Origin of the sequence: uncultured Psychrobacillus sp., from assembly GCF_938022135.1 — a bacterium.
In the GTDB taxonomy this organism is placed as follows: domain Bacteria; phylum Bacillota; class Bacilli; order Bacillales_A; family Planococcaceae; genus Psychrobacillus.
In genome coordinates this window covers 1-24,506 of the sequence record NZ_CALIED010000001.1, presented here as the reverse complement: position 1 = coordinate 24,506, position 24,506 = coordinate 1, and the positions used below count along the sequence as shown (strand labels likewise).

Annotated in this window: 24 protein-coding genes and 1 pseudogene; 6 read left to right on the top strand and 19 right to left on the bottom strand. The window is 35.0% G+C overall.

The features are described 5' to 3' along the window. Positions 1 to 381: 381 nt before the first annotated feature. The 5 genes from Q0371_RS00125 to Q0371_RS00105 form a co-directional block, all read right to left on the bottom strand. Positions 382 to 1,209 carry a carbohydrate ABC transporter permease gene (locus Q0371_RS00125; protein WP_251552980.1) on the bottom strand — a complete coding sequence of 276 codons (828 nt, stop codon included), beginning with the start codon at positions 1,207 to 1,209 and terminating at the stop codon, positions 382 to 384. 12 nt (positions 1,210 to 1,221) lie between these two features. Further along, positions 1,222 to 2,163, bottom strand: a complete 942-nt coding sequence (locus tag Q0371_RS00120; protein ID WP_298466603.1) for a sugar ABC transporter permease — start codon at positions 2,161 to 2,163, stop codon at positions 1,222 to 1,224. 22 nt (positions 2,164 to 2,185) lie between these two features. Beyond that, positions 2,186 to 3,499 carry an extracellular solute-binding protein gene (locus Q0371_RS00115; protein WP_169358186.1) on the bottom strand — a complete coding sequence of 438 codons (1,314 nt, stop codon included), beginning with the start codon at positions 3,497 to 3,499 and terminating at the stop codon, positions 2,186 to 2,188. Next, a complete protein-coding gene (locus Q0371_RS00110; RefSeq protein WP_298466600.1) occupies positions 3,483 to 4,532 on the bottom strand; it encodes a serine hydrolase domain-containing protein in 1,050 nt (349 codons plus the stop codon). Before Q0371_RS00110 ends, Q0371_RS00115 begins: the two co-directional genes overlap by 17 nt. A 251-nt stretch (positions 4,533 to 4,783) precedes the next feature. After that, positions 4,784 to 6,013, bottom strand: a complete 1,230-nt coding sequence (locus tag Q0371_RS00105; protein WP_251552977.1) for an MFS transporter — start codon at positions 6,011 to 6,013, stop codon at positions 4,784 to 4,786. 97 nt (positions 6,014 to 6,110) lie between these two features. Here Q0371_RS00105 and Q0371_RS00100 point away from each other — a divergent pair, with 97 nt between their 5' ends. After that, positions 6,111 to 7,745 (top strand): ABC transporter substrate-binding protein, encoded by a 1,635-nt coding sequence (locus Q0371_RS00100; RefSeq protein ID WP_298466595.1) that lies wholly within the window; start codon positions 6,111 to 6,113, stop codon positions 7,743 to 7,745. Positions 7,746 to 7,810: 65 nt separating this feature from the next. On the opposite strand, the gene Q0371_RS00095 is transcribed toward Q0371_RS00100, so the two are convergent. Further along, entirely contained in the window at positions 7,811 to 9,808 is a 1,998-nt protein-coding gene (locus Q0371_RS00095; protein ID WP_298466592.1) for an AarF/UbiB family protein, read from the bottom strand. Between the two features lie 374 nt (positions 9,809 to 10,182). On the opposite strand from Q0371_RS00095, the gene Q0371_RS00090 reads away from it, so the two are divergent. Next, positions 10,183 to 11,040, top strand: a complete 858-nt coding sequence (locus Q0371_RS00090; protein WP_251552974.1) for a manganese catalase family protein — start codon at positions 10,183 to 10,185, stop codon at positions 11,038 to 11,040. Between the two features lie 74 nt (positions 11,041 to 11,114). Here Q0371_RS00090 and Q0371_RS00085 read toward each other — a convergent pair whose 3' ends face one another. The 5 genes from Q0371_RS00085 to Q0371_RS00065 form a co-directional block, all read right to left on the bottom strand. Further along, entirely contained in the window at positions 11,115 to 11,669 is a 555-nt protein-coding gene (locus Q0371_RS00085) for a protein kinase (protein WP_298466586.1), read from the bottom strand. 20 nt (positions 11,670 to 11,689) lie between these two features. Continuing rightward, the gene (locus tag Q0371_RS00080) at positions 11,690 to 12,493 is read right to left on the bottom strand and encodes an aminoglycoside adenylyltransferase domain-containing protein (protein WP_298466583.1); all 804 of its coding nucleotides are present in this window, start codon (positions 12,491 to 12,493) and stop codon (positions 11,690 to 11,692) included. Then, positions 12,490 to 12,858, bottom strand: a complete 369-nt coding sequence (locus tag Q0371_RS00075; RefSeq protein WP_298466580.1) for a cupin — start codon at positions 12,856 to 12,858, stop codon at positions 12,490 to 12,492. Before Q0371_RS00075 ends, Q0371_RS00080 begins: the two co-directional genes overlap by 4 nt. Positions 12,859 to 13,029: 171 nt before the next feature. Beyond that, positions 13,030 to 14,226 (bottom strand): MFS transporter, encoded by a 1,197-nt coding sequence (locus tag Q0371_RS00070; protein WP_298466643.1) that lies wholly within the window; start codon positions 14,224 to 14,226, stop codon positions 13,030 to 13,032. Then, positions 14,226 to 14,639: a MarR family transcriptional regulator gene (locus Q0371_RS00065; RefSeq protein ID WP_169358176.1), complete on the bottom strand. Its 414-nt coding sequence runs from the start codon at positions 14,637 to 14,639 to the stop codon at positions 14,226 to 14,228. Before Q0371_RS00065 ends, Q0371_RS00070 begins: the two co-directional genes overlap by 1 nt. A 125-nt stretch (positions 14,640 to 14,764) precedes the next feature. Between Q0371_RS00065 and Q0371_RS00060 the strand changes: the two genes are divergently transcribed. Beyond that, positions 14,765 to 15,259 carry a GNAT family N-acetyltransferase gene (locus Q0371_RS00060; protein ID WP_298466575.1) on the top strand — a complete coding sequence of 165 codons (495 nt, stop codon included), beginning with the start codon at positions 14,765 to 14,767 and terminating at the stop codon, positions 15,257 to 15,259. Here Q0371_RS00060 and Q0371_RS00055 read toward each other — a convergent pair. Next, the gene (locus tag Q0371_RS00055; RefSeq protein WP_298466572.1) at positions 15,256 to 16,035 is read right to left on the bottom strand and encodes a class I SAM-dependent methyltransferase; all 780 of its coding nucleotides are present in this window, start codon (positions 16,033 to 16,035) and stop codon (positions 15,256 to 15,258) included. The two genes, Q0371_RS00060 and Q0371_RS00055, sit on opposite strands and share 4 nt — an antisense overlap. Positions 16,036 to 16,175: 140 nt before the next feature. Further along, positions 16,176 to 17,411 carry a HAMP domain-containing sensor histidine kinase gene (locus Q0371_RS00050; RefSeq protein WP_298466569.1) on the bottom strand — a complete coding sequence of 412 codons (1,236 nt, stop codon included), beginning with the start codon at positions 17,409 to 17,411 and terminating at the stop codon, positions 16,176 to 16,178. A gap of 190 nt (positions 17,412 to 17,601) precedes the next feature. On the opposite strand from Q0371_RS00050, the gene Q0371_RS00045 reads away from it, so the two are divergent. Further along, positions 17,602 to 17,886, top strand: a complete 285-nt coding sequence (locus Q0371_RS00045) for a hypothetical protein (protein ID WP_169357994.1) — start codon at positions 17,602 to 17,604, stop codon at positions 17,884 to 17,886. 42 nt (positions 17,887 to 17,928) lie between these two features. Here Q0371_RS00045 and Q0371_RS00040 read toward each other — a convergent pair whose 3' ends face one another. Together Q0371_RS00040 and Q0371_RS00035 are read right to left on the bottom strand one after the other, a co-directional pair. Next, a complete protein-coding gene (locus tag Q0371_RS00040) occupies positions 17,929 to 18,429 on the bottom strand; it encodes an NUDIX domain-containing protein (RefSeq protein WP_298466563.1) in 501 nt (166 codons plus the stop codon). 33 nt (positions 18,430 to 18,462) lie between these two features. Continuing rightward, on the bottom strand, positions 18,463 to 19,293 hold the full coding sequence (locus tag Q0371_RS00035) for a DUF2785 domain-containing protein (RefSeq protein WP_298466560.1): 831 nt from the start codon (positions 19,291 to 19,293) through the stop codon (positions 18,463 to 18,465). A gap of 362 nt (positions 19,294 to 19,655) precedes the next feature. Between Q0371_RS00035 and Q0371_RS00030 the strand changes: the two genes are divergently transcribed. Together Q0371_RS00030 and Q0371_RS00025 are read left to right on the top strand one after the other, a co-directional pair. Further along, positions 19,656 to 20,378: a hypothetical protein gene (locus tag Q0371_RS00030; protein WP_169358170.1), complete on the top strand. Its 723-nt coding sequence runs from the start codon at positions 19,656 to 19,658 to the stop codon at positions 20,376 to 20,378. A gap of 68 nt (positions 20,379 to 20,446) precedes the next feature. Beyond that, entirely contained in the window at positions 20,447 to 21,655 is a 1,209-nt protein-coding gene (locus Q0371_RS00025; protein ID WP_298466554.1) for a hypothetical protein, read from the top strand. A gap of 565 nt (positions 21,656 to 22,220) precedes the next feature. Here Q0371_RS00025 and Q0371_RS00020 read toward each other — a convergent pair. The 4 genes and pseudogenes from Q0371_RS00020 to Q0371_RS00005 form a co-directional block, all read right to left on the bottom strand. Then, positions 22,221 to 22,400 (bottom strand): hypothetical protein, encoded by a 180-nt coding sequence (locus Q0371_RS00020; RefSeq protein WP_169358168.1) that lies wholly within the window; start codon positions 22,398 to 22,400, stop codon positions 22,221 to 22,223. 118 nt (positions 22,401 to 22,518) lie between these two features. Continuing rightward, a pseudogene (locus tag Q0371_RS00015) lies at positions 22,519 to 22,777 on the bottom strand (amidase family protein); the annotation flags it as partial. A gap of 359 nt (positions 22,778 to 23,136) precedes the next feature. After that, entirely contained in the window at positions 23,137 to 23,610 is a 474-nt protein-coding gene (locus Q0371_RS00010) for a DinB family protein (RefSeq protein WP_298466548.1), read from the bottom strand. Positions 23,611 to 23,762: 152 nt separating this feature from the next. Continuing rightward, positions 23,763 to 24,230 carry a hypothetical protein gene (locus Q0371_RS00005; protein ID WP_298466545.1) on the bottom strand — a complete coding sequence of 156 codons (468 nt, stop codon included), beginning with the start codon at positions 24,228 to 24,230 and terminating at the stop codon, positions 23,763 to 23,765. Positions 24,231 to 24,506 lie beyond the last annotated feature (276 nt).

The following is a 24,506-nucleotide window of genomic DNA, read 5'->3' as shown; positions in this document are numbered from 1 at the left end:
TTCCTTATCTACAAAAATCGTATACTTATCTTTATATATACGATTAACTTCTAGAAAACATTCGCCACCTCCCTCACTGTTAATACAAAGGAAAAATTATTAGAATTTCGGAATGTCGATTGCGGTATGACTAATTTTTCTACGCATAGAAAAGTATTAGTCTATATATGAAGACGCGATCTTTACTATAATCACCAAAAAAACCCCGAGAGATGTGACTCACGAGGAAATTCAATAATATGATGAAAATTTTCTTAAGAGGAAAGGTTTCCTACTTTTAGAGTCACTATTATGAAAGAGAATCCCTTTTACCAAAAGCCATCTTACTTCTACATCAATCTTTTTATTTCCTTGCCTGCCTGCCTTTTTAATCTGCGTCCCTCATTTTACAGCTCCTGCCGTTAGCCCTTCCATAAACTGCTTCGATGCAAGGAGAAAAAGAACCATCATAGGCAATGAAGCTAATGTTAGCCCTGCAAACAAAGACCCCCAGTCGGCTGAATGCTCCCCAAAAAGAGAAAGCATACCAACAGGAATCGTCATTTTTGCCTTTTCAGTTATAAATATGAGCGGGAAGAAAAAGTCATTCCAAGCAGCTATAAAGTTGATTATGACAACTGTTCCTATAGCAGGTCGCATAAGTGGAAGAAGCACATGCCAAAGGGTACGAAGGTTCCCAGCCCCATCCATCCTTGCCGCCTCCTCAAGTTCCATCGGTAACGTCTTGAAAAAGCCTGTTAAAATAAGCATTGTAATAGGGGCACCAGTAGCTATATTCATAAGTATTAAAGACCATAAAGAATTGATGAGGCCTAGATCACGCATCAAGATAAATAACGGAACTATCCCAAGCTTTATCGGAATCATCATACCTAGCAAAAACACAAAGAAAATGGCACTATTCCAGCTAAAGTTAAATCGAGCAATATAAAATGCAGCCAAAGAACAAAATAACACGACTAGAACTACAGAAGTAACGCTCACCATGACACTATTATAAAAATATTGGTCAAATGGAATCTTATTTAATAACGTTCTGTACGTATCTAGACTAAAGCTTGTAGGTAATCCTAAGGGATCCTTGAATATCTCCGAACTAGATTTAAAAGAAGACATAAACATTAAAAAAATTGGATATAAGCTGACGGTAGCAACTCCGAACATGACAATATAATAAAATGGCCTGGTCCAAATAGTATTTTTCTCCATACTTTTCACCTCTTACATTTGTACTTCTTTTTTATTCATAAGCTTTAGGAAGATCATTGTACATATTAATATGAAGAAAAATAAAACAGTCGCAAGTGCGGAGCCAAGTCCAATTGCCGTTGAGCTAGAAGCAGTGGAGCTACCAAAGGCAAGTCGATAAAAAAATACTGCCATTGTATCTGTTGAGTAATATGGTTCTCCCATCGAGCCTTGCATAGCATAAACGAGCTCAAATGCTTCGAACGATTGAATAAAGGTCAAAACCGTCATAATCAATATAGATGGAATCATTAATGGGATGTATATCTTTCGTAACATGGAAACTCCCTTTGCTCCATCCAGTCTTGCAGCTTCGATGAGTTCACCTGGAATGCTTTGGAAACCAGCTAAAAATATTAGTACACCAAACCCCAAGCCGAACCAACAGTTCACAAGGATAATGGAAATTAGAGCTGTTTCTGGCTCACCCAACCATGCTCTTTGTAGATCTTCTAAACCAAGCTTTCCTAAAATAAGATTGAGTGTACCAAAGTTAGGATTTAAGATTAGCTTCCACAAGAAACCAACTACAATAACTGATAATAACCGCGGTAAGAAAAAAGCTACTTTGAAAAATTCAGCACCTTTTACTTTTTTATAGACTATAAAAGCTAAAAGAAAAGCAAGGCCATTTATGACAACCATTTGTATGCAAAAGTAAAGGACATTATGGGAAAAAGCATTCCTAAACATGGACCCATAAGGCTCTGTAGTAAAGAGAGTGACAAAATTATCCAAACCAACAAAGGCATCTCTTGTGAATCCTTTAAAGGAGAAGAAGCTATATGATAATGCTGCTAGTATAGGATAGAGTACAAACATCCCATAAATGATTAATATAGGGACGGGGAAAAGGTGGATCGTCCACCCCTTCCCCTTCTTTGAACGCTTTACTGGAGCTGTTTCTTCTGACATATTTCACAGCCTCCTTACTTATTTATTGAAAGGGGGAAAACCACGATTCAGCACTTTTTTGCACCTTATCGGCTACTTCCTCTGGTGTAACCTCGCCAAGATACATTCCTTGTAATTCTGTTTCTAGGACAGTTTTTGTAGTAGGATCTCCACCTGTAAAATTTATAACCCAATAATACGGGGTTGAACTTGTTTCCACCGCTTTACTTAGCTCACTAAGAAGCTCATCTTCTGAACTGATCCCAGGAATTGCACTAATCATATTAAATTCTTTCACAAAAAGCTCTCCAAATTCCTTTGTTGTTAAAAACTGAAGAAACACCTTAGCTGCTTCTTTGTTTTTAGAATTTGCATTTATCGCAAATGAACCGTCAACCCACGAAGTTACTGTTTGATTTCCTTGCTTAGACGGCATTGCGAAATACCCATAATCTAAGTCTCCGTTTAAATCGTTAACTACGGGAATTTCCCAGCTCCCAAGTGGGAACATCGCTGCCTGCTCCATAGCAAACATCGTGCGAATATCATCCATTCCTAGCCCCTCAGAGTTTTTCGGGAAGTATTTCTTTAAATCATTCATTACTTGAATGGACTCTTTAAATGCCGAATCAGTAAAATCCGTTTCCCCTTTGATCAGCTTTTCTGCAAAGGTATTTCCATCAACAACCCCTGCTCCAACTATTCCATGGGTTAACGACAATAGCCAACCTTCTTTAGTTCCCATTGCAATAGGCGTAACTCCGGCTTCTAATAGCTTCTCATTCACTTCTATAAACTCATCCCACGTTGTAGGGATTTCAATTCCATGGTCTGCGAATATCTTTTTATTGTAGAAGAATTGAGTGGAGCTAATATTCAGGGGAACCCCGTATTGCTCTCCGTCAGCTCCTCGAGATGCAGCTAGAAATTCATCGGAATACTGGCCTAACCCTTCTAAATCACTAATCGGCTCTACAAATCCAGCATCCACTAGCTTTAATCCTGCACCATAAGGTCTTAAATGAAAAATGTCAGGGCCCTCTCCTGCTTGTAGTGCAGTATTTAATACTGTATTGTATTCTGTATTTTTAGTCGGGTTAAATTCTACCTGTATTTCCGGGTGTGTTTCGTTAAAAAGTGCGATTACTTTTTCATATTTCGAAACATCCTCTGTTCTCCAGCTTCCAATGGTTAAGTTTACTGTTTCCTTATCTCCTGATGTGGCAACTTTGTCTCCATCTCCCTGTGAGCCAGTTGTGGACGAACTATTTTCCTTATCATCTGAACAAGCACCTATAATGAAAGTAACCAACATAATCAAAAAAATTGTAAGACCATTTTTAATCCAACTTTTCATAATTAGTACTCTCCTTTTTTATAAACGTCTCGTAAACGCTTTCATGGATCTCCAGTCTAAACTCTTTTTTTGGAACATCCCTCCCGTAATGTATTGCATTGGTTAACAGCACCACAAATAGTTTTTCTTTTGGATCTATCCATATAGATGTTCCAGTAAATCCTGTATGTCCAAATGAGCCAATGGACCAGTCTGTACTGATTGTAACTTCAGTATCTTTACCATTCCATACTTCAAAGCCTAGACCCCTGTGTTCAAAAAATTTTTGATGACAGTCTTGTAACCAGGCAGGATTAAATACAGTTTGATCAGATGGATGTAACCAGTAATGCACGTATTGAACAAGGTCATCCAAACACGAGAATAATCCTGCACTTCCTGATACCCCATTTAACATATATGCTTTTTCATCGTGTACTACTCCTTGGACATAGCTCCCATTCATATATTCAGTTGATGCTATAAGACTTCTAACCTCTTCTTTAGGATTAAATGTCGTATTTTTCATCCCCATTGGTATGAGAACTTCCCTCTCTACAAATTGATCGAAAGTCTCTCCCGACACTTCCTCAATAATTTTCCCTAACAAAATCATTCCTAAATCGCTATAAACTACAGTTTTTCCTGGCTCAAAAATTGGATTGACACTAAGTATCTCCTCTAAAACATCTCGATTCTCTCCTCTTTTTACTGGTGGGGATAAATCTGCAGGTAGACCACTATTATGATAAAGAAGGTGTTCAATATTAATATTTGGATATTGGAATTGTGGAATATACTTTTGAACAGAATCCTTTAGAGATACCTGTTTTTTATCTAGCAGAACGAGAGTGGCTGGTAATGTTGCAACTACTTTGGTTAATGATGCGATATCAAAAACAGTTTCCAAAGTGATTTCCTTTACTTCACCAGTATTTGTAACAAATGAGCCAAAGCTGTCCCTATATAGCACTACATTGCCTTGCTGAACATGAATGACGCCTCCAGGTATTTTCTTAGCTACCAAGTATTCATTTATAATATTCCTAAGCATAATTCCCTCCTCCATTAAATTTAATTTTCTGATAATTATTAATTACAGTATATAAAATATCATTCTAAGAAACAATCGAATTTTTAAAATACTATTTTAAGTTGCTTGCATTGCAGAACGCGTCAGCCAGATATAGAAATGAGCAGCTTTCAAATTTAAAAAAGCGAGCAACTGGACCAGTTAACGTCCGCTTACTCGCTTTAAATACTTTTAAGGACTCATAAACAAATTTCAAACGGGAGAAAAATAGATTAAACAACTACCGTTAGCTTCCTCATGAATAAACCAGTGTATAATAAACCGATCCCAATCATAAGGATAATTCCAATATATACAGACATCATGGTCGGTACTAAAAATGCCCCGATAATAATCGTGGAGCGAGCGATTAAGTCTGCTCCGCTAAATGAGAAGTTAGAAAATGCGGAGTAAGATCCCCTTTTGTCTGCGGGTATCATATTTGCTTGCTCGGCATTTCTTACAGGTGAATATATCAACTCACCAACCGTAGCAATTAAATTAAAGAATATAAGTATATACCATGTATTGGCAGATGTTATCGTTATGTATCCAATACTATATAATGCTAACCCCACTAGCAATACACGCTTATTGCTGAAACGATCCGTTATTTTGTTGATAAAAAAAGTCAAACAAACGACTAAAAGCATGTTTTCTATATTAAGTAAACTTAGCATTCTAACTCCGGCAAGCTCGAAATCTCCTATTTGGACCGACTGAAAAGTTTCCGCTAGCCTTACACCTATATAGCTGTTTAAAGAAAACTCGGCAGCAAAAATGAACATGGATCCAACGACTACCTGGACGAACGGTTTATCTTGAAAGGCAATTTTATAATTATGTATGAGATCAATAAAAACGTTTTTGTGCTGCTTTTCTAAAAGCTTATTATGTCCATCCACCAACCAAATTTTATATGCGATTGGAAGGCATAAAGAGGTAAAAGAGAGTAACATAAACAATTCAATCTGATGGTTTAAATATAGTAATCCCCCTAATGCAGCCCCTATAGCCATTGACAAATTGGTAAGCCAGTAATCCAGCGCATATACTTCTTTTCGATTATCAGGAGAAGTAGAATCGATGATGATTGCATGCATTGCAGGCCTCCCTAAACTGCTTGTAATAATATATAGCGTATAAGCGATTGCAAACATCCAAATGATATTAGATTTAGGTAGCAAGCTAAGGGTCATGCAAACGAACATACACCCACTTAAGAGAGATGTAATTACTAATAAACCCTTTCTTGGTAAGCGGTCAGAAATATATCCTCCAATTAGACTGATAAAAAAACTTACACATACTGTACCTATTAAAAATAAACCAGCCCAGACCTTACTCATCTCTTGAGCAAAGAACAATGCCATAAAAGGCATAACAGCAGATGAAACTGCCCTATTAAAAAAAGATGTAATCAATCGGACCTTAATATTTTGTGGGTAGTTTTTCCATTTCATGTTGTACTCCTCCTCTGTATTTAGTATATTAAACTAGACTTTTTAATATAAAAATGGACAAATAGGCAAAAGTTGTCCACTTATAGAGGTGTATGACATGGATCGCTCATTATTAACCCTTTGGAACACTGTTCCCTCTGGCAATATAAAGCAGGAAGAAATTGCAACTATAATAGGCTTCAGCACTAAGCAAACAAAGCGATATTTACAAAGATGGTCTTCAGAAGGATGGATAAAATTTATTTCTGGTAAAGGTAGAGGGAATTCCTCCCAGTTAACGTGGTTAAAAAATGTAGAGGCTTGTTTCGAGGAGCAAGTCATGCAGATTTTAGAACATGAAAGTGCAGAAATAAGTAGCAAATACTTAATGTTTGACTGGTCGACAGAATGTCGACAAAGACTAATGAAAAAATTCCAAAACAAACTTGGCTTTGAACAACAAATAAACGATAAGCTTATTGTTCCAAGGAAAAATCCTTTTCTCACACTTCATCCACTGAAAGCAGCAGACTCACATAGCGCTAATATTGTTGCTACAGTATACAATCGTCTAGTTTCTGTTGATGAAAGCGGAATAGTATCTCCAGAGCTTAGTCATAGCTGGGATATGACAGACTCGAAGCTTCGTCTTTACTTAAAAAAAGATATTGCTTTTCATGACGGATCCATTCTCACTGCAGAAGATGTTGTAAATTGCCTTCGGAAACTTAAAGATGATCCGCAATTTCGTTTGCTCTGCGAGCCAATTAAACAAATAGAGGCAATTACTCCCCTGATAGTTGATATTACATATCCTGCAGGTTGTAGCTACTGCTTGCAGCTTCTAGGAAGCATGAATGCCAGTATTTATAAGGAGCATTTAGACTTTGTTTATGGGACAGGCTGCTACTATGTAGAGGAAAATGGTCCATCCATTACTACATTAGTCGCATTTAAAGACTTTTACGGTGAAAGACCTCTTTTAGATACAATAGAGTTTGTTCAAGTTCCGGAGGATTTCGAAAATGTATATCGCACGTCCTCCAATCAGCAAACCTATTTTCCCATTGAAAGTGACTCAGGCTTTGGGGTAGTTTTGATTAGTCCTCAATTAGATATAGACCAAAGACACTATCTTCATTATATTATTTCGAAATACCGGCACGAGATAAATACGGCGGATGATAGACTTTTACCTAATGAAGAAGGATGCTTAATTGGAATAAGTACACCGTATGAATTACATAACATACCTCGACCGAAGTTCAAGAAACCTATTATATTAAAACTAGTAAAATACACTAACAAATCTTCACACTGGTTAAAAGAAATACTTACTAAGAATGGCATTCCCGTTGATATTATTACAGTTTCCTTTAAAGACAATCTATTAAATAGGGAATTAAACCCTAAAACTGACTTATATATACATGGAGAAATCTTTGAGATGAATCAAAATTATTCTTTTTTTCATTTTCTTATGAATGGCTATTCCCCATTAGCCACTGTATTAAAAGGACAAAAGAAATACCAAAACAAATTAAAGGAATACGCCATTACTCCATTTGAAGAATGGACAGCTCTTAATAAAGAAATAGACCGTATGCTAATAGAAGATTCGTTGGTTTGTCCTTTATATTATTCAAAACGGCATATCCCTTTTTCTGCTGACTTAATGAACATTAAGATCAAGCATTTTGGTTTTGTGGATTATTCTAAACTATGGGTAAAGCCTAATATTCCATTAGATTAAGGAATGATGTTTTATACTTTATAAAAAAAACTGAAGACAACTTTTAGTTTGTCTTCAGTCAATAATTAACGTCTTTTCATTAAACGAATCGCTTGTATGGATAGTCGCACTAATAACACGGCACACAGAAATAGTCCTACAAAGGCAGCAGCATTTAAATAGACTGCATAAACAGCATCAATGAATTGAGCAATAGCTAGTAGTGAGGAAGAGATAATTCCAAAAGTGATTCCAACTAGTAATAATATAAAACGAGAAAATAGATTGGTTACGAATTCAGCATTATTTTTGTCGGAAAAGATATCATGGTGTAATATTATTTTTCCACTTTCCACTTTTTGAACTAGCTTATCGACTCGTCTTGGAATTTTTCGTAAAGCAGGAATCATTAAGGCGAATTCTTCCTCTAGTCGCTCTTTTGTAGCACCTGGATCTCTGAAAGGTTTCTTAAAGAGAGAACTCAAGTAATGTGAAGAATATTCCTTAGCTTCTGTAAAAATATCAAAATTTGGTTGAACTAAATGTAAAGTGCCCTCTAGTGTAACAATAGAACGTAAAGCTATACCAACCGAAGGATAAAAAGATAGTCCAAAATCTCTAACAACTTTAAAGAAGGCTTGAATTAGTTCTTCTGTTGGTATTTGTTCCACATACGATATGCGAAGAAGGATTTGCGAAAGCGCCTGTTCCATTTTGACCCTATCGATATGCTCGTGATCTTCTACAAGTAAAGTAATCGCATCATAAAGCATGTCGGCATCATTATGTTGAATCCCCATTAAAAATATCTTCATACCTTCTTGTTGGGGCTCTGCCAATCTACCAACAGCACCAAAGTCTAGCAATATTGGCGTTCCATCTGCTTTATCGATGAATATGTTCCCTGGGTGAGGGTCGGCATGGAATATCCCTGAATTTAATATTTGATCAAAAAAGGAATATAAAACTGTGCGAGCAAATTGCTCTCGATCGATGTTCAGTGATTGAAACAAAGAATCTCCATTTGCAACACTTTGACCGTACGCATGGTCAAAAACGATGATACAGTCATTACTAAGCTCAGCATAAACATGAGGAATCTTAACTTCGTATTTACTCTCCTCTAGCGCTTTTTTAATTTGTAAAACATTTCTTTTTTCAATTTCGAAATTTACTTCTTCCTTCAAATTTTGTGCAAATCCTAAGGCTAGTTCACATAGGCCGAGTCGCGCAGCCCAAGATGATTTATCTGTTAGCCATCGAACAAACTCTAGCAATATATTTAAATCATCTCTTATCATACTTTTAACATCAGGTCGCAAAAGCTTAACAACAACCTGTTGGTTATTATCCTTTAAGATTGCTTTATGTACTTGACCAATTGATGCAGAAGCTACTGGAATCATGTCAAAATAAGAGAACATAACCTCCATTTTATACGGCAAAGACTTTTCAAGTATAGATTTTACTTCTGATTCCTTCAAAGGTTCTACGTTTTGCTGTAGCTTTTCTAACTCTTTAATAAATACCGGAGAAAATAGATCTCGACGAGTGGAAAGCACCTGACCAAATTTAATAAATATTCCACCAGCCTGCTCCAACGTATTCCGAAAAGCAATAGCCATTTCATGATCATTATTTCTGTACCTTGAGTATTTCATTGCTCTTGAAATACCATTTTTCACAGCAATTTGGATGACTTGTCGCATCCTTTTTTGCCCTCTCCATTGATTTCTTATCCTCAAAAGAAACGGCCTAGGTTTTATTCCACTTTCTTTTCGCTCTCCTGAATCCATTGGACTAAATAGCTCAAAGAACAAATATAACAGCATGGATATTAATAGCATGCTACCAATCCATATAATAGTACTCACATCCATAAATGAATAAGCAAAGTTCTCCGAAAAAACATCAACGCTCTGTAAATATGAATACCAGTAAACAAATAGCGTAAATACTAAGCTTATAAATACAGAAAGCACTCTTTTCATAAAATTTATTTGTGAACCCATTAATTTGCCACTCACATAATAAATAAATAAAGAAATTAAGATTATTTGTCCAATTAATTTTACATATATCAAAAAAGTCCCCCCTATTCTTTTCTTTCTATTTTAGTTATACATTCCCCTTTTCTACTTATTATTAATCTTATTATTGATTAAATTTTTAATAGAGAATAATAGTACAACTCAATTATTTATATGAATTCAATAAATAAAAGAGAAATTTTTTATCCTTTTTTTGAGTAAACCCTTAATTGACAATCAAAAAAACCTCTCAATACATTTTCTAAATATTTTCCACTAAAAATTTCGGTTGATATAAGCTGCATTAACTAAATATCGCATTTCTTCAATAGTGTTTTTTTACTATTTTCAAAGATGGAAGTTTCACTTAAATTAGCGTGGGTAATTTTTAGAATGTAATCAGTAAAACTTAAGGAGGTTTTCATCTTATGTTTTTTAACAAAAAAGAATTAAGTTTCCATGCGGTACCAGATAAGCCAGATCCAGTTTTAGCAAAACATTTACAAGAAATTATTGGTGGTCAATTTGGCGAGATGAGTGTTGCCATGCAATATCTTTTCCAAGGATGGAATACTAGAGGAAATGAAAGATATAAAGATTTATTAATGGATACAGGTACAGAAGAGCTAGGGCATATTGAAATGATTGCTACAATGGTAGCGAGATTATTAGAAGGGGCCCCAGTTACTGAGCAAGAAAAAGGCGCAGCAAACCCACTTATCGGTGCGATAATGGGTGGGATGAGCCCTAAGGATGTGTTAGTAGAGGGTATGAATCCTCAGCACGCAATCGTTTCAGGGTTAGGTGCAATGCCAGTTAACTCAGTAGGAGTTCCTTGGAATGCAGGCTATATCGTTGCGAGTGGTAATTTGTTAGCAGATATGCGTCATAATGTAATGGCTGAGTCTCAAGGACGTTTACAAGTTGCTCGTCTTTACGGTATGACAGATGATAAGGGAGTTAAGGATATGCTTTCCTTCCTGTTAGCTCGAGACACAATGCACCAAAATCAATGGCTCGCAGCTATTAAAGATTTAGAAGCAACTGAAGGTGGAGTTATTTGTCCAACAACTGTACCACCAGAATGGGAAGCAACTGAATTCTCTCATACGCTTTATAATCATTCAGAAGGTGAAGACAGTGCAGAATTACCATGGTTAAAAGGAAATGCTCCGGATGGACATCCTTTCTCGTATGATCAAGGAAAGGCTTTCGGTGAAAAACCAGTCTTAAGTCCTGCTCCTCCTTCCTTACACAATACATTGCCAGCTGAAGACTTGAAATAATCATAAACAGACTATAAACAAACATGATACATCCAAGCTTGTTTATAGTCTGTTTTTATTAGTTTATACTCGGCCTATTCTTTTCCACACTGGACACAGCGGTAGTCTGAGTCCCAATCGCCATACATAATTAGCTCCTTTTTCAAACCACAGGTTACACATTCATTAAAAAATATCTGTAGTAATATACCTGACTCTGCTAAGGGCACCCATTCGTTTTCATACAGTTTTTTTGTCATCCCATAATCAATTAATATTAGATTGCCTTTATCATCTAATCCGTAATTTCCGCTATCCAAAAAATCAAAACCATCTAACTTTGAATCAATAAGATGAATTGCATCCTTCAGGTCATCTGTTAAACGACTATCATGGATAAGATTAATTTCATACGAATACCCATTTTCCAATGGTAAAGGTTTAAAATAAGGTTGTATCAGCATTTGTTGATCTAAATACGTAACCTTTGCTACGTGTTCTGCTAAGCCCTCTTTCTCCAAGAAATCATACATATATTGCTCGTTTAATCCTTGTTTATATCCTATTGGATGTAGAAATCTTTTAATCACTATATCATTATATTTATATACTTTGCGAGTAGAACCAATACCTATAAAATTATCCTCCACACATAGTTCTATATATATCTTTAATTTCCATCTATTCTACCTGTCCTTAAGGTTAGTAAATCGTTTACTTCTTCTTTTATATACTCTTTAAATGCTACTAAATTTTCCCTCTTAAACTGTAAATCAGACCTCTTCCCTGTATACATATCTATCGCAAGATTCACTAGCTGGCTTTGCTTTTCAGGTAAAAATGTTGATCCCCACTTACCAGCCTCCATTTTAGAGAAAATAGTACCATCAGTTAAATAACGGTATACTCTTAACATATTTAGTATGCAATAAACTGGTTTTTTCTCTATGTTACTCAAACAGTCCTTATAGTCTCCCAAAATTGAATCGATATAATCGGTCATAGGAATATTCGGGAATACGAGCTCTATTGATTCACCTCTAAGACATATACCTTTGTAGTTAATGATAGTAATATGGGCAGCCAAATCAGCATCCCTATTCTCATCTATAAGCCATTGCTTTCTATTTTCCTCGTATCTTTCTCTCCAGTACTCACTATAATGATAATCATAGGCTGATGGATACTCCCATTTTTCTAGCTGGCTTCTATTCATAAAACTAATTTCTATTGGGAAAGGTTTTTTAGACGATTTTAAGAAAAACTCGGTTAATGTTAATTTTTCGTGTAATGATAAGGCTTTTTCTGTTACTACCAATAAATCTATGTCACTACTTAACGGATTGAATCCTCCTAAAGCTAGAGATCCGTGTATATAAAAACCGACACTATTATCACCTATCACCATTTGAATTTCGTCTATTACTTGTATGGTAAATTCTTTGGCTTGATTTGTAGCGTTATCCCACTTCATCGATTAGCTATCTCTTTCAATGGCATAAATTCCTCTGGTTTCAATTCCTTTGCCTCTATTACTATGGCAGTTAAAAAAGTATCTGTCATCGTTTGGTGTCCCTCTCCCTTTTCCCAGAAAACTGCATCTCCAGCTCTTACTTGTATCTTCGTTTGTTCTTTACCGGTTACCCATCCTTCTCCATTAACAATTAATAATAGCTGGGGCATAACGGCTTTATGAAATCCGATAACACCATTCTCCTCCAAATGCATACAGCCTATTACGGCCTCACTTCCTAATTTAGTTACTTTAGACATGATGAAATTCGAATTGTAATGATTGATTTTCTGTCCAACCTGTTGATCAAAACGGAATATTTTCATTTTGGCACTCCTCCATAACTACTTTAATTCCATTCTAAAGACAAATTTCCCTTCCTATTTAACATAATAAAACCCTTTGAAGTTTTGTATTACCTTCAAAGGGTTTATTAGACTCGATTCAATTCCATTTATTAAAAACAAAACTCATTAGTTCCTTTTAAGTGAATTCATTCAAGATATTTTTAATAGTTCTTTGTCTCTTCTACCATGCAGTAAGTAATAAATAGGAATACAAATTAGTATCAAAAAGACCATGGAAAGAAAAATAGGACGATAACCGCTATAAGGTACTACAAAGCCTAATAGGAATGGACCTACTCCTAATCCAATATCATATAAAATGAAATAAGTGGATGTAGCAAGACCAAATCGATGTGGTGGAGTTACCTTCACTGCTACACTTTGAGCAATTGAATTAAAGTTACCATAACCGATCCCAATAAGTGCTGCTGCAAGTAAAAGCATCCACCCAGCAGTTGCCTGGCTGAATAAAAACATACCGATAGCAAACAAAACTAAACAAGGATACGTTACAATATTAGCTCCTCTAGTATCCATCAGCTTTCCTGTAAAAGGACGAGAAAAAATAACGACTATAGCATAAATTAAAAAGAAATAACTTGCTGCAGATACTAGATTTATCTCATCCGCATAGAAGGATAAAAAGGACATGACACCAGAATAACTAAACCCGATTAATAATGCCACAAAAGAGATAGGTATAGCTCTAGGCTCTATAAATTTCGATATAAATGAGCTTTTTTCCATATCTTGATTTGGAGCTTTTGGTAATGGCACATCTATTTTAACAATCGCGTAGATGACTAAGCACACAACCGAAAGCACTGCGTTCATAGCAAAAATCCATTGGAACCCACCGTCCATTTTTAATAATAGAATGCCTAGAAATGGCCCTATTGCTGTTGCTAATATGGCACTTAAACTGTAGTAGCCTATGCCTTCTCCCTTACGAGTATTCGGTAAGATTTGAGCAATAATCGTGCCGGTAGCTGTTCCTGCAATACCAACAGCAATCCCTTGAAGTAGTCTATTAACAATAAGAAGTCCAATATTAAAAGTCGCAAAATATAAGGCAGATGTAATCGTAAAAAATATTAATCCTATCCACAATGTTTTTTGAGTCCCTATATTACCTATAACTCTACCTGCCCCTAATCTGCCTATTAGAGACCCTATTATGAAAATGCTTGATACTAGACCTGCTGTGCTAGTAGCTGCTCCATATTCTGACTGAGCATAAGAAGCAATCGTAACGATTAATAAGTAAAACATTAAAGTAATTATAAAATTAATCAAGGAAATGAAAAGAAATTCCTTTGTCCATAATTTTTCTTTTATCACTGCCATCATCTTCCCTTTATATTAACAAGTAGCTTTTCTAATACTCGTTCTGTAATTTTTCTTTCTTCTTCCGTGATACCTTTTAATAGATCCATTTGAAAGGCTTCTACTATTAATTTTGCCTCCTTATATTTCAAAACACCTAGACTTGTTAAATGCATTACTTTTTGTCGCTTATCCTGACCTGTACCTATGTAGATAAGGTCTTGATCTACTAGCTTTTGAGCAATCGGTGTTACGGACGGCTTTTCTACTCTCCAATAAGCTGCTACATCCGTAAAGGTTGAAGGTCCCTCTTCTTGTAAAATACGTATCAGTCCCCACTGTATTTCTGTTAAGCCTAGAGGCATCAATAAATCATGCATTTTGCTACTATATGGTCGAGAAATCAATTTTAGAGTAGTAAAAAAAGGTTGCATTTCAATTCCTCCTTAATTAGTTAGTTAGGCTAACTAATTTTAAACGTTTAAATTATATTTGTAAAGAAAACATTTCTTGCCATTTATCATTCAAATAATTATATTTTTTATAAGGGGGAGTATCTATGGAAATGAGGCTAGCAAATGAAGAAGATTGGGAGCAAATCAAGTATATTTATGAAGCAGGTATCTCTACAGGTAACGCAACCTTTGAGACGAGTGCCCCATCTTCATATGAACAATGGATTTCAACTGCAGACAAGCCATGTACCTTCGTCATGTTACATAATGACGCAGTAAAAGGCTGGTGCAGACTTAGCCCTGTCTCATACAGGGCTGTTTACGCAGGTGTTGGGGAAGTAGGTATATACGTTCATCCAAAAGCAATTGGTCTAGGAATTGGAAATAAGTTACTTGGAAAATTGATCGCTAGTTCAGAAGAACAAGGCTATTGGATGCTACAGGCAAGTATATTTCCAGAAAACAAGGCTAGTATAGAACTTCACAAGAAAAACGGATTTAGAGTGGTGGGATATCGAGAGCGAATTGGAAAGCATAATGGAGAATGGAGAGATAACTTACTTTTAGAACGAAGAAGCAAGTTCACTGGTAACGATTAAACAGTTGCCCGAACAATATAGTAAGAGTTCGTTATAGGTAAGCCATTCGTCTCATGGAAACCAAAAATCTCCGTAATCTCTTTTAAGTTTTCATTTATAATTTTCTCTGTCACGATTGGATGCTGTCCAAAACATCTTTTATTTATGATATCCATAGGACTGTGTAGTATTTCTATATTGCTAACCGTTTCGATTTCCCATTTCTCAAAGTTCGCTGTCTTTAATCTTTCTTGTATAGCCTTCAATGTTGAATCTCTTGGTAACTTGGCTTGAAAGAGATTTGGAAATAAAATAGGCAGTTCCTTGTCCATATCATCACCAGGATGCAATCCGAGTACAGCTCCACCTTTTTTTACAGTTTGCGTCAAAGCAAGATATCCTGATGTGGGCCCTTTCCGAATATATGCACAGTCAAATTCATCTTCTGAAAAGGGCAACTCTTCTTTCGTGCTACCTTGCACGAAAGAGACATTATCAGGCTTATTTCTTTTTCCCTGTTCAATAAAGAGGTTAGTTACATCAAATCCTACTATTTCTTTTGCAATAGGGCTACATTCGACAGCAAATTCCCCATGACCACATCCAACATCTAATACTTTTTTAGAAGCAATCATTTTTCTAACCTCCTCATCGAAAAGTATTTCTCCATTAGCTTTTAAAATAGTAGAATTCCATGAATAAGTATATTTTCCTTGTTGTTTCCCAAGCTGGTTGTACCATTCGAATGAATGAGGTTCAATCCATTCGGCAAACAGAGTTGGATTTAATAATGCCATAAAATACCCTCCCTATATTGTTTATTGTACACATCTAAAACTCCAGGCTGCTTATAGTTTAGTGATACTAAAAGTTGAGCTTATCTAAATGGAAGTGACTCTATACTAAAAAAAGAAGCACTAATATTTAGCACTTCCTTTTAAACTGGTATAGTCAGAGTAAATGTCGTTCCTTTACCCTTCTTACTTTTTACTTCTACATTTCCTTTTAGCTTGGAGATTGTCCCATAAACCATCAGCATACCAAGACCAGTCCCCTCTTTTTTATTCGAGTAATAAGGCTTTCCTAACTGACTTATTTCTTCTGAAGACATCCCAATCCCTTGATCTTTAATGGTAATAACAAGGTGTTTTCCTAGTTGTACAGCTTGGATAAAAAGAACCCCACCCTTGCCCTTCATCGCTTCAACACCATTCTTTATTAAGTTAATAATGCATTGTTTCATTTGATTTGAGTCAAATTTAATCTTCGCTGTGTTCTGAAACTCAAGAATGATTTCCACTTCGTTAAATTTAGCAAATGGCATCATAATATTTTTTACATATACGAGCTCCTCTTCCATAGTAGAGTGAACCATATGGACGGATTGTGGCTTAGCAAATGCTAAATAATCATTTAAAATACTTTCTGCTCTATTCAACTCTTTTAGAGAATATTCTATATAAACTTTGTCGTTTGGTGTAATATCCTTTGAAACACTTAACAATTGTAAAAAACCATTTGTTACGGTAAGTGGATTTCTTATTTCATGTGAGACACATGCTGATAGCTCGCTCATCACATGCAATCGCTCAGAACGAAGAAAGTTATCTCGCTGTTTAATATTGGACAGAATCTTTTCAATCATAATCATATTAAATAGCATAATAACTGCATAAGTAATAATAACGTAACCAACAACATTCCAATATTCGGATGTCAACGTTTCAAAATAGGTCGATAACAAAATTAAGTAAGTCAACCCGTTAACTAATACTATTATTATACCTGTAATTATTCTATTTTTAGGGGATAGGCTAATAAATTTTTTATGCACCAGTGGAATAATAATAAAAGTCAATGTTGAAAAAATAAACGACTGAAACATTCCCTCTCCACCAACAAAGAAACGTACAATATTTAACGTAATGTATAAAGGTAATAGTGTCTTGTGGCCGCCATATAAAGCCAAAGTAATAAATGGAATATATCTTAAATCTACTGTAAAACCTAATTCTAATCTTATTGGATAAATCATACACAAAAACATAGAAACAATTGAAGAAAATATATAATAAAATAAATTTTTTTTACCCTTATAGCTATCTATAAAGATAACAAATAGCAGAACAGGTAAAGTTATAAATAATATATTGATCAAAAATGTTTGCAGCAATGATGGTCCTCCTCGGAGCTTCTTCCATATACACAAATATAAATTATAGCATATATATTACCAAGTCTTTCATATTAAAATTTTGCTATTTTCAAATTGATTCAAGAATAAAGTTTAAAGTTAAAAATATGAGGTAGACATAAAGTAGGCCTAGAAAAAACTTTACCAACTATGAATGGAGGAATTTAAAATGAAGAAAAGAATATTCGCTTTACCAATAGTTTTAAGTTCAGCATTACTATTAGGAGCATGTGGTGATGGAGACGATGATATCAATGATATCGAAGTAGAGGATCCGACTTTTGAAGATGATGGACAAAATGATACAGGAATTGATTCTGAAAATGAAGGCGAAGTAGATACTCAAGATGATCAAGACAGTACTACAGGAACTGATGGTACTGATGACACTACCTCTACTGAAACTGAAGGTACTGAGACAGAAGATATTGAAAGTGATACAGAAGCTAACTAATACACATAAACCTCAAAGCATATATGCTTTGAGGTTTTTCAATTAGTATACAGACTTAACCATCTTTGCTTCTTCGATAATAGAATGAATTATATCATGATCATCAATAACATAAGGAACTTCTTCAGGTTCCATCCAAATACGTGTGGTCGTTTCGTGCTTCCGCTGAAAGGGATGGCATTCTTCTATATCCAGCCGATAGAATAATTGATAACCAATTATAGGATACTTTCCATTTGGGTCAAAGTAAGGATTTTCTTCATGATTTACCTCAATAGCCCCTATATAAGTAGCTTTACCTTTTACAGAGCCCTCTTCGAAGACCTCTCGGTGTAATGCTTCTTCTGGAGTTTCATTTCCTTCTATATGCCCTCCAGGTAGATTAAATCCCCTCTTTTTCACTTTAACTAATAATATTTTTCCTTCGTGAAAGCAGCATCCGTGTACACTTGTTACTGTGTCTTTGTTTCCTATTAATTTGGAACGCCGCCACTTTAACCTTACGGGATGTTGCCCCCATACGACTGTAGTTTGATGAGTCATCTATTTGCTCCTTTTTCCTTGCTGTCCCTATGATTACTCTCTCTTGTACATAGCTTCATGTAAATTTTTCAATGTTTTTTTGATTTGATGCTGCGTATGTATATTTTGATCGAGATATGTTAAACGAAAATAAAGAGATTTTAAGAAGTTCATAACATTAGATCGATATTTGTAAAAGACTATGCGATTCTGTTCTTTTAATCTTGCTTCCAATAAACTCTCAAAGTTATGTACCCACTCTACAAGCATTTCCTCCGGTAAACCTTTTTCAATCATTGCTTCCACTGCAAAGATTAATCTTTCATCCTCATCGTCCTGGAGAACAGTATCCCTCCAAATACAAGCTTTTATAACGTTTAGCCATTCTTCAGCGTGTAATATGTCGTTGGAAGGATGACTAATAATAGATTCAAAGAGATCTGCGCCATGCGCAATACTATGAGCCCAGCCCTGCCCTTCTACATAACCTCTCACATCTTTTTCTGATTGTAAGTATGTTGTCGTTTTTTTATAGACTTCTTCTAATTGCTGCTTATCTAAAAATTCTTTTGTTTTATCCTTTTCTACAATCAAAGCAATGACTAGAGATGAGAAGGATCTAGTAAACACAGTATCCGTGTCCTGTTCACCTATGCCTTTAAATAAATATTCTTCTGATAAACAAATTTCTAGTATTTTTACCATAAGGGAATCTGACAATTTGTTATTTTCTATAAGCTGGTAAAAAGTAGAGTAAATTAAGCTATCTCTTAGCTCTCCATCCACTGAGCCTATATTAATAAGCATTTCTTTTATAACTTCCTCTAAATTATCCAAATCTCCTTTTTCATTTTGCCATTCTCTTAATATTGTTTTTAACTGCATTTTAATCCTCCTTAATTAACCATCTCTTTTTATTTCTAGATAAAGGAATTCATTTCCTTCTTTACTGCTATTTATTTTCCCAATTTAAAATAGTTGTATTTAAAATCTACAACTAAATAAAAGATTCAAAATTTTATGCGACTACTTAACAGCAATAGCTTTAGTGGCATTATTTGCGCCCACACAGAAATGTGAGCGACAGGAGTCGAAATTTAATTAATGAGATAATCAGCACTTAATAGACTGAATATTTAATTAGTTTTGCGGAAATTTTGTTTTTGTGAATTTTTTTCCCAATTGTAAATTTGTACTAAATGATTAAAATTATAGATGTAGGAAAAATATGAAAAAGGAGTTGTACTATGAAAAAACCATTCGCTGCTCTATCGTTATCAGCTATGTTACTCGTCTCGACTTCCTTTACTAGTGCCTCTGCCAACAGCTACTCGTATCTTGATGAAATTTCATCCCTACAACCAGATGTCTCTACTGAAGAAATGATGGCCAGTGTTCAAGAAATTGCAAAAAACACTGGAGAAACGGAAGAACAGATTTTAGAACAAATCTATAAAGAGTTAAAAAACGATCAAGCTCAAGGATTGGCTGAAGCAAAGTCTAATCAAACTCAAGGCGCAAGTGGTGGAACAGTTAGTGTAGGAAACAGTACTAAAGGTAACTTCTACTACACCCCTTCTCAAACAGCCTATCTTGATCATGGTCATGTCGGACTTTATTATACTTCTACTACAATAGTAGAATCTGTTCCTTCTTCTGGTGTACGCACTATTTCTACCACTGCTAGAAAGGTAGATAGCTCGGGTGCTCTAGTTAAATCGGTGGGCACCACTTCAACTAATAGAAATAATGCTGCTAATTGGGCCTATTCACAAGTAGGCCAGAGTTATTCGTATAATTTTGCAACTAACAGATCTACTGGACATAACGGAGCCAAAAACTGTTCGAAGTTAATTTGGTCTGCATATAAATTAAACGGTAACTTAGATTTAGATGATGATGGTGGGCTTGGAGTATATCCTAGAGATGTGCGGGACGCGCCAGGTACAACCTTAGTAAGGAATATTTAACAGTCAAATGACAATAGGACAGTCGACATACTGCCTATTGTCATTTTACTTTTAGGAGGGAATTTTATATGAAGAAAAATATAGTTTCTCTAATCGGAATCATTGGCCTAGGGGTTATTGTTTATTTCGCATACACATTCTTTTTCACACCTACACAAGCAACTAGCAGTTTACTTCTATCTAAAGCTGATATCGAAAAGGAAAATTTTCTACATAACAAGAAGGCAATTCTTTATCTGTCTACTACGGCTGATCAGGATATAGATGGGGAAGGATTTAGTTATGCTGTTTTCATTAATAAATCAGGTAAAGCTCAAGCATTAAAAATGGAGGGATTGGAGTTAGGCAGCACAGCAGTTTATGACAACAACGTTTTTTTAGAGGAAAAAGATATGGTTCGCCTAGTAGGAGAAGAATATAAGGAATTTCCAATGAAAACTGACCAGTATACAGGAGAACGTTCAGGTTATATTCAAGAGGAGGAAATATTCTTTAGCATTTATAACAGTGGATTTGCACAGGATGGAAAAGGATATCGTTCAGATGTTCGGTTTGGAAACGAGAAAAATTTTCAAACAGATAAAATTCCCTTTTACATCGCAGCCTCTGGTGTTGAAAGTGATAAAGTCAATATTCTTACTCAGGATGTAGATAAAAATGAGTTCCATTTAAAGGAAGTAACATTTGATACATCCTTAGAGGTTGAACATTTATCAAAAGTAGATACACCAAAGGATGAGTTTTTTAACGCATTAGCCCCTGTCTTATCAGATCAAACATATTATTATTTAATCTTGTCATCTGCCATAGATGACTTCAACGAGAAGACCAGTCTTTATCGAATCAATAAGGATACTCTTCAGCAGGAAACGTATGATTTCATCGAATATAAGGATATGAAGGATCTTGTGGCAACCATTCCATATAATTTTAAGAACTCTGCTTATATATATAATGACATTCTGTACTTTATCAATGGCTTAGGGGAAGTTTACACCTTTGATACAAATACAGAAGAAATCCAGCTAAAATTCTCTTTAGAAGATGCTAGTGAATCTAAAATAAGAAATAATGAAGAAACTTATTTTAAGGATGGTTCACTTTTTGTCCTAAGATATAGTGAAGATAAGAAAGAAAAATATTATTTAGAGGAATATGATTTAAACAATGGCAATCGTGTAAGTAGCCTTGATATAACTGGCTTATCCGAACTATTATCAAGCGTTCAAAGAAAAAGTATTTACTCTTATGATTTAAAGGTATTCGATACGCAATAAATTACAGCACTGGGACAACACGCATCTTAGAAGTTCAAAAGCCCTGAAAATTTTACAAACAGTAGAATTTTCAGGGCTTTTTTGCTACTTCATCATCGTTGTTCTCCATTTCAGCGAACGCTTTCCTGGGGGCACGTTGCCTTAGCCTGTAGCCTCTCCCACGCGCTTATCACCTAGGAGTTACCGCTTTCCAAGTCTCACTCATCCCGTAGGAGTCGCCGTCTGGTGCTCCAATCAATAAATAGGAACAGCTTTAATGTATCGATAAGTGCTAATAAATTTATTTCCATAAACAAAGTTGAAAAGTGTCACCAACCCCAATTTCATCATCTATTTATGGTATTAATAGCGATTTGAACGTTCTTTTTTTATGTTTACAGTTACTATAAAAAAGAGTTGTTAGTCAAAATCAACCAATAACTTTAACAAAGCTTTTATAATAAAGTAGAGTTGATTTCCGCTTTCCGTGGGGTGATGGTTTTATTTGTCTCCACATTCATACTTAAATCGCCTCATGTAGCTACAATCCATGTAAAGAATTTTTTTGTGTTTGATTGGTAAATCGCTATTCAGCTAATGCCGTAATTGAAAATAGGATAATCGCTGAACATACACTTATTACAATTGTATTGACAGAAGTATCCTCGTTGTCTCTAACTTTATGCAAGATAGAAACTAGGTTTACACAAATAATTACAGCTAGTATTGGATTATATAAAACTCCTAATTGTGCAATTTGATACAAAATATCCTACTCCTTTCTTTTTGTTCTACTATTAAACTTAATTGAACTACATATGCCTATGATACGCTATTTATTAGAATTTATTTCCAAAAAATTCATTGATTGATGAAGCTTTATCAACTAAGAAAGCATCTTGATTACTAATGTAGCTTTCTAGCGCAAGTGACCCAGCGCTTGTATGCATAGAATCATTTGTTTCAATATTATCTTTAAGCAGAACAGGAATCCCATGTAATAACCCTCTCACGCCTTGTTTCTTTCTTTCTTTCATAGTGCAAAGCCTCTGCTATAAATAAAGCATGAGGATTTATCTCGATAATTACATTAAGATTAGGACCATTCTTATCAAACTTTGCAATTCTATCCATATAAAACATAACTAATTCTTATAAAGTTATGTCTTCTTTGAGTAAAGCAAAGTGCAGGTGTTCAACTGTTAACTCTTCTTTTAAAAAGGGGTTGAACTTTATACTCAATTTAAAAGTTCCCTTAGAAAGTAATGTTTGAGTAAATACTATAATTACGACATCATTTAGACTTCATAATTTACTCTAACTTTAACACTTATATTAACAGTACATTAAAAATTTTAGATATATAAAATATATTCCCCAAGAAGATTTAGCGGTTTCCTATAACACATTTTCATAACCAACCTTAAACTGGCTGGTTTCTGTTTTCTCTCTATATATTCTCTCAAAAAAACACCTTCATTTTTAAAATGAAGGTGGCTTCTTTACATCTGTTGTTCTTTTGTAGGTCCCATAACTCCGGGTACCTCTAATCCTGCTTGGCGAAGTAAAACGGTCATTTGACCACGATGATGTGTTTGATGATCTATGATTTTTCGTAATATTTGACCACGTGGAATAGAAGTGCCAAACGCAGGTACTTGCTCTACCAAATCTGCATCCGTTAGAGATGCTGCAGCCTCTTTAAAAGCATCTGCCATTGTTTCATAAGAAGAGACAATTGTGTCAACTGATCCAGGTACTTCCTTAGGGTTCCCAACAGATGGTAGGTCAATTTTTGCTAGCTTAGCTAGAAAAATGGGTGCTGTCGTTAAATGCCAAGCTAACCATCCTAGTGTATTATGGTTTTCTGCAATTGCTTGGTTCAGCTTATCATCTGTCATTGCTTTAAAAACGTTAACTGTACCATCAGCTGACATCGCCCATTCTTGTATAAAATCTTCTGTTTTACGATACATATGAATACCTCCTAGTTATATCTATTTTCATTTTAATTTATAAGCCGTCTTATTCAAGTAAAAGGACTTACTAAAAATGAATTCAGATTCAAGATATAAATAAAGTATCATCATTTAACTTAGCTGGAATATGTATTTCCAACAGGTTATTTCTATTCTTCAAAAACCATTTTCCCATCTCGATACTTTGCATATGGGTCATCTTTTTCACCGATCAATAACTTTCCTTTAACAATGTAAGCAACTTCATTCCATTCACTTTTTTCTCCATCCTGCTCTACTTCAAGCTTGATATGGTGCCAGAATGAGTGCCCGTCTTCGTACTCGATCTCTACAATTTCAAAGTCTTTCAGTTTATACTTTTGTTCTTCCAAGAGATTGATTTTTTCTAAATATATAGCTTTTGCTTCCTGTTCGGATAAGTCAGTTTTACCAGCTAACTTACCCTCTTCTGTATCATATAAATGTAATTGTTTAAATGCTTTCTCATAATCCTCATCTATTATTGCTTGATAATAATTTTGAATAATATTTTCAGCTTTCTTTTCTTCTACGTAATTACACCCTGTTAACATCAGTATAAATAATAATAACAACAGAATTGAACCTGGTTTCTTCATATTAACCTCCCTATTTTAAGGAAATGGAAAAAACTACTATAAATTAATTATTTTTTTATTTAGCTATGTAAAAGTTATTGTTCTTTTGATTCCGACTTTACAATTGAAATGACTGCTCTAATAATTTTTAAAGTGTGTTGGAGTCATTTTACGGCTTTGTTTATAGGAGTGAATAAATAGAAATATGCAGCCGGTCTCCATTTATTGATTGGAGCGCCAGACGGCGACTCCAGTGGGATGAGTGAGACAGATAAGACATCACAACCGCGCGCGTTA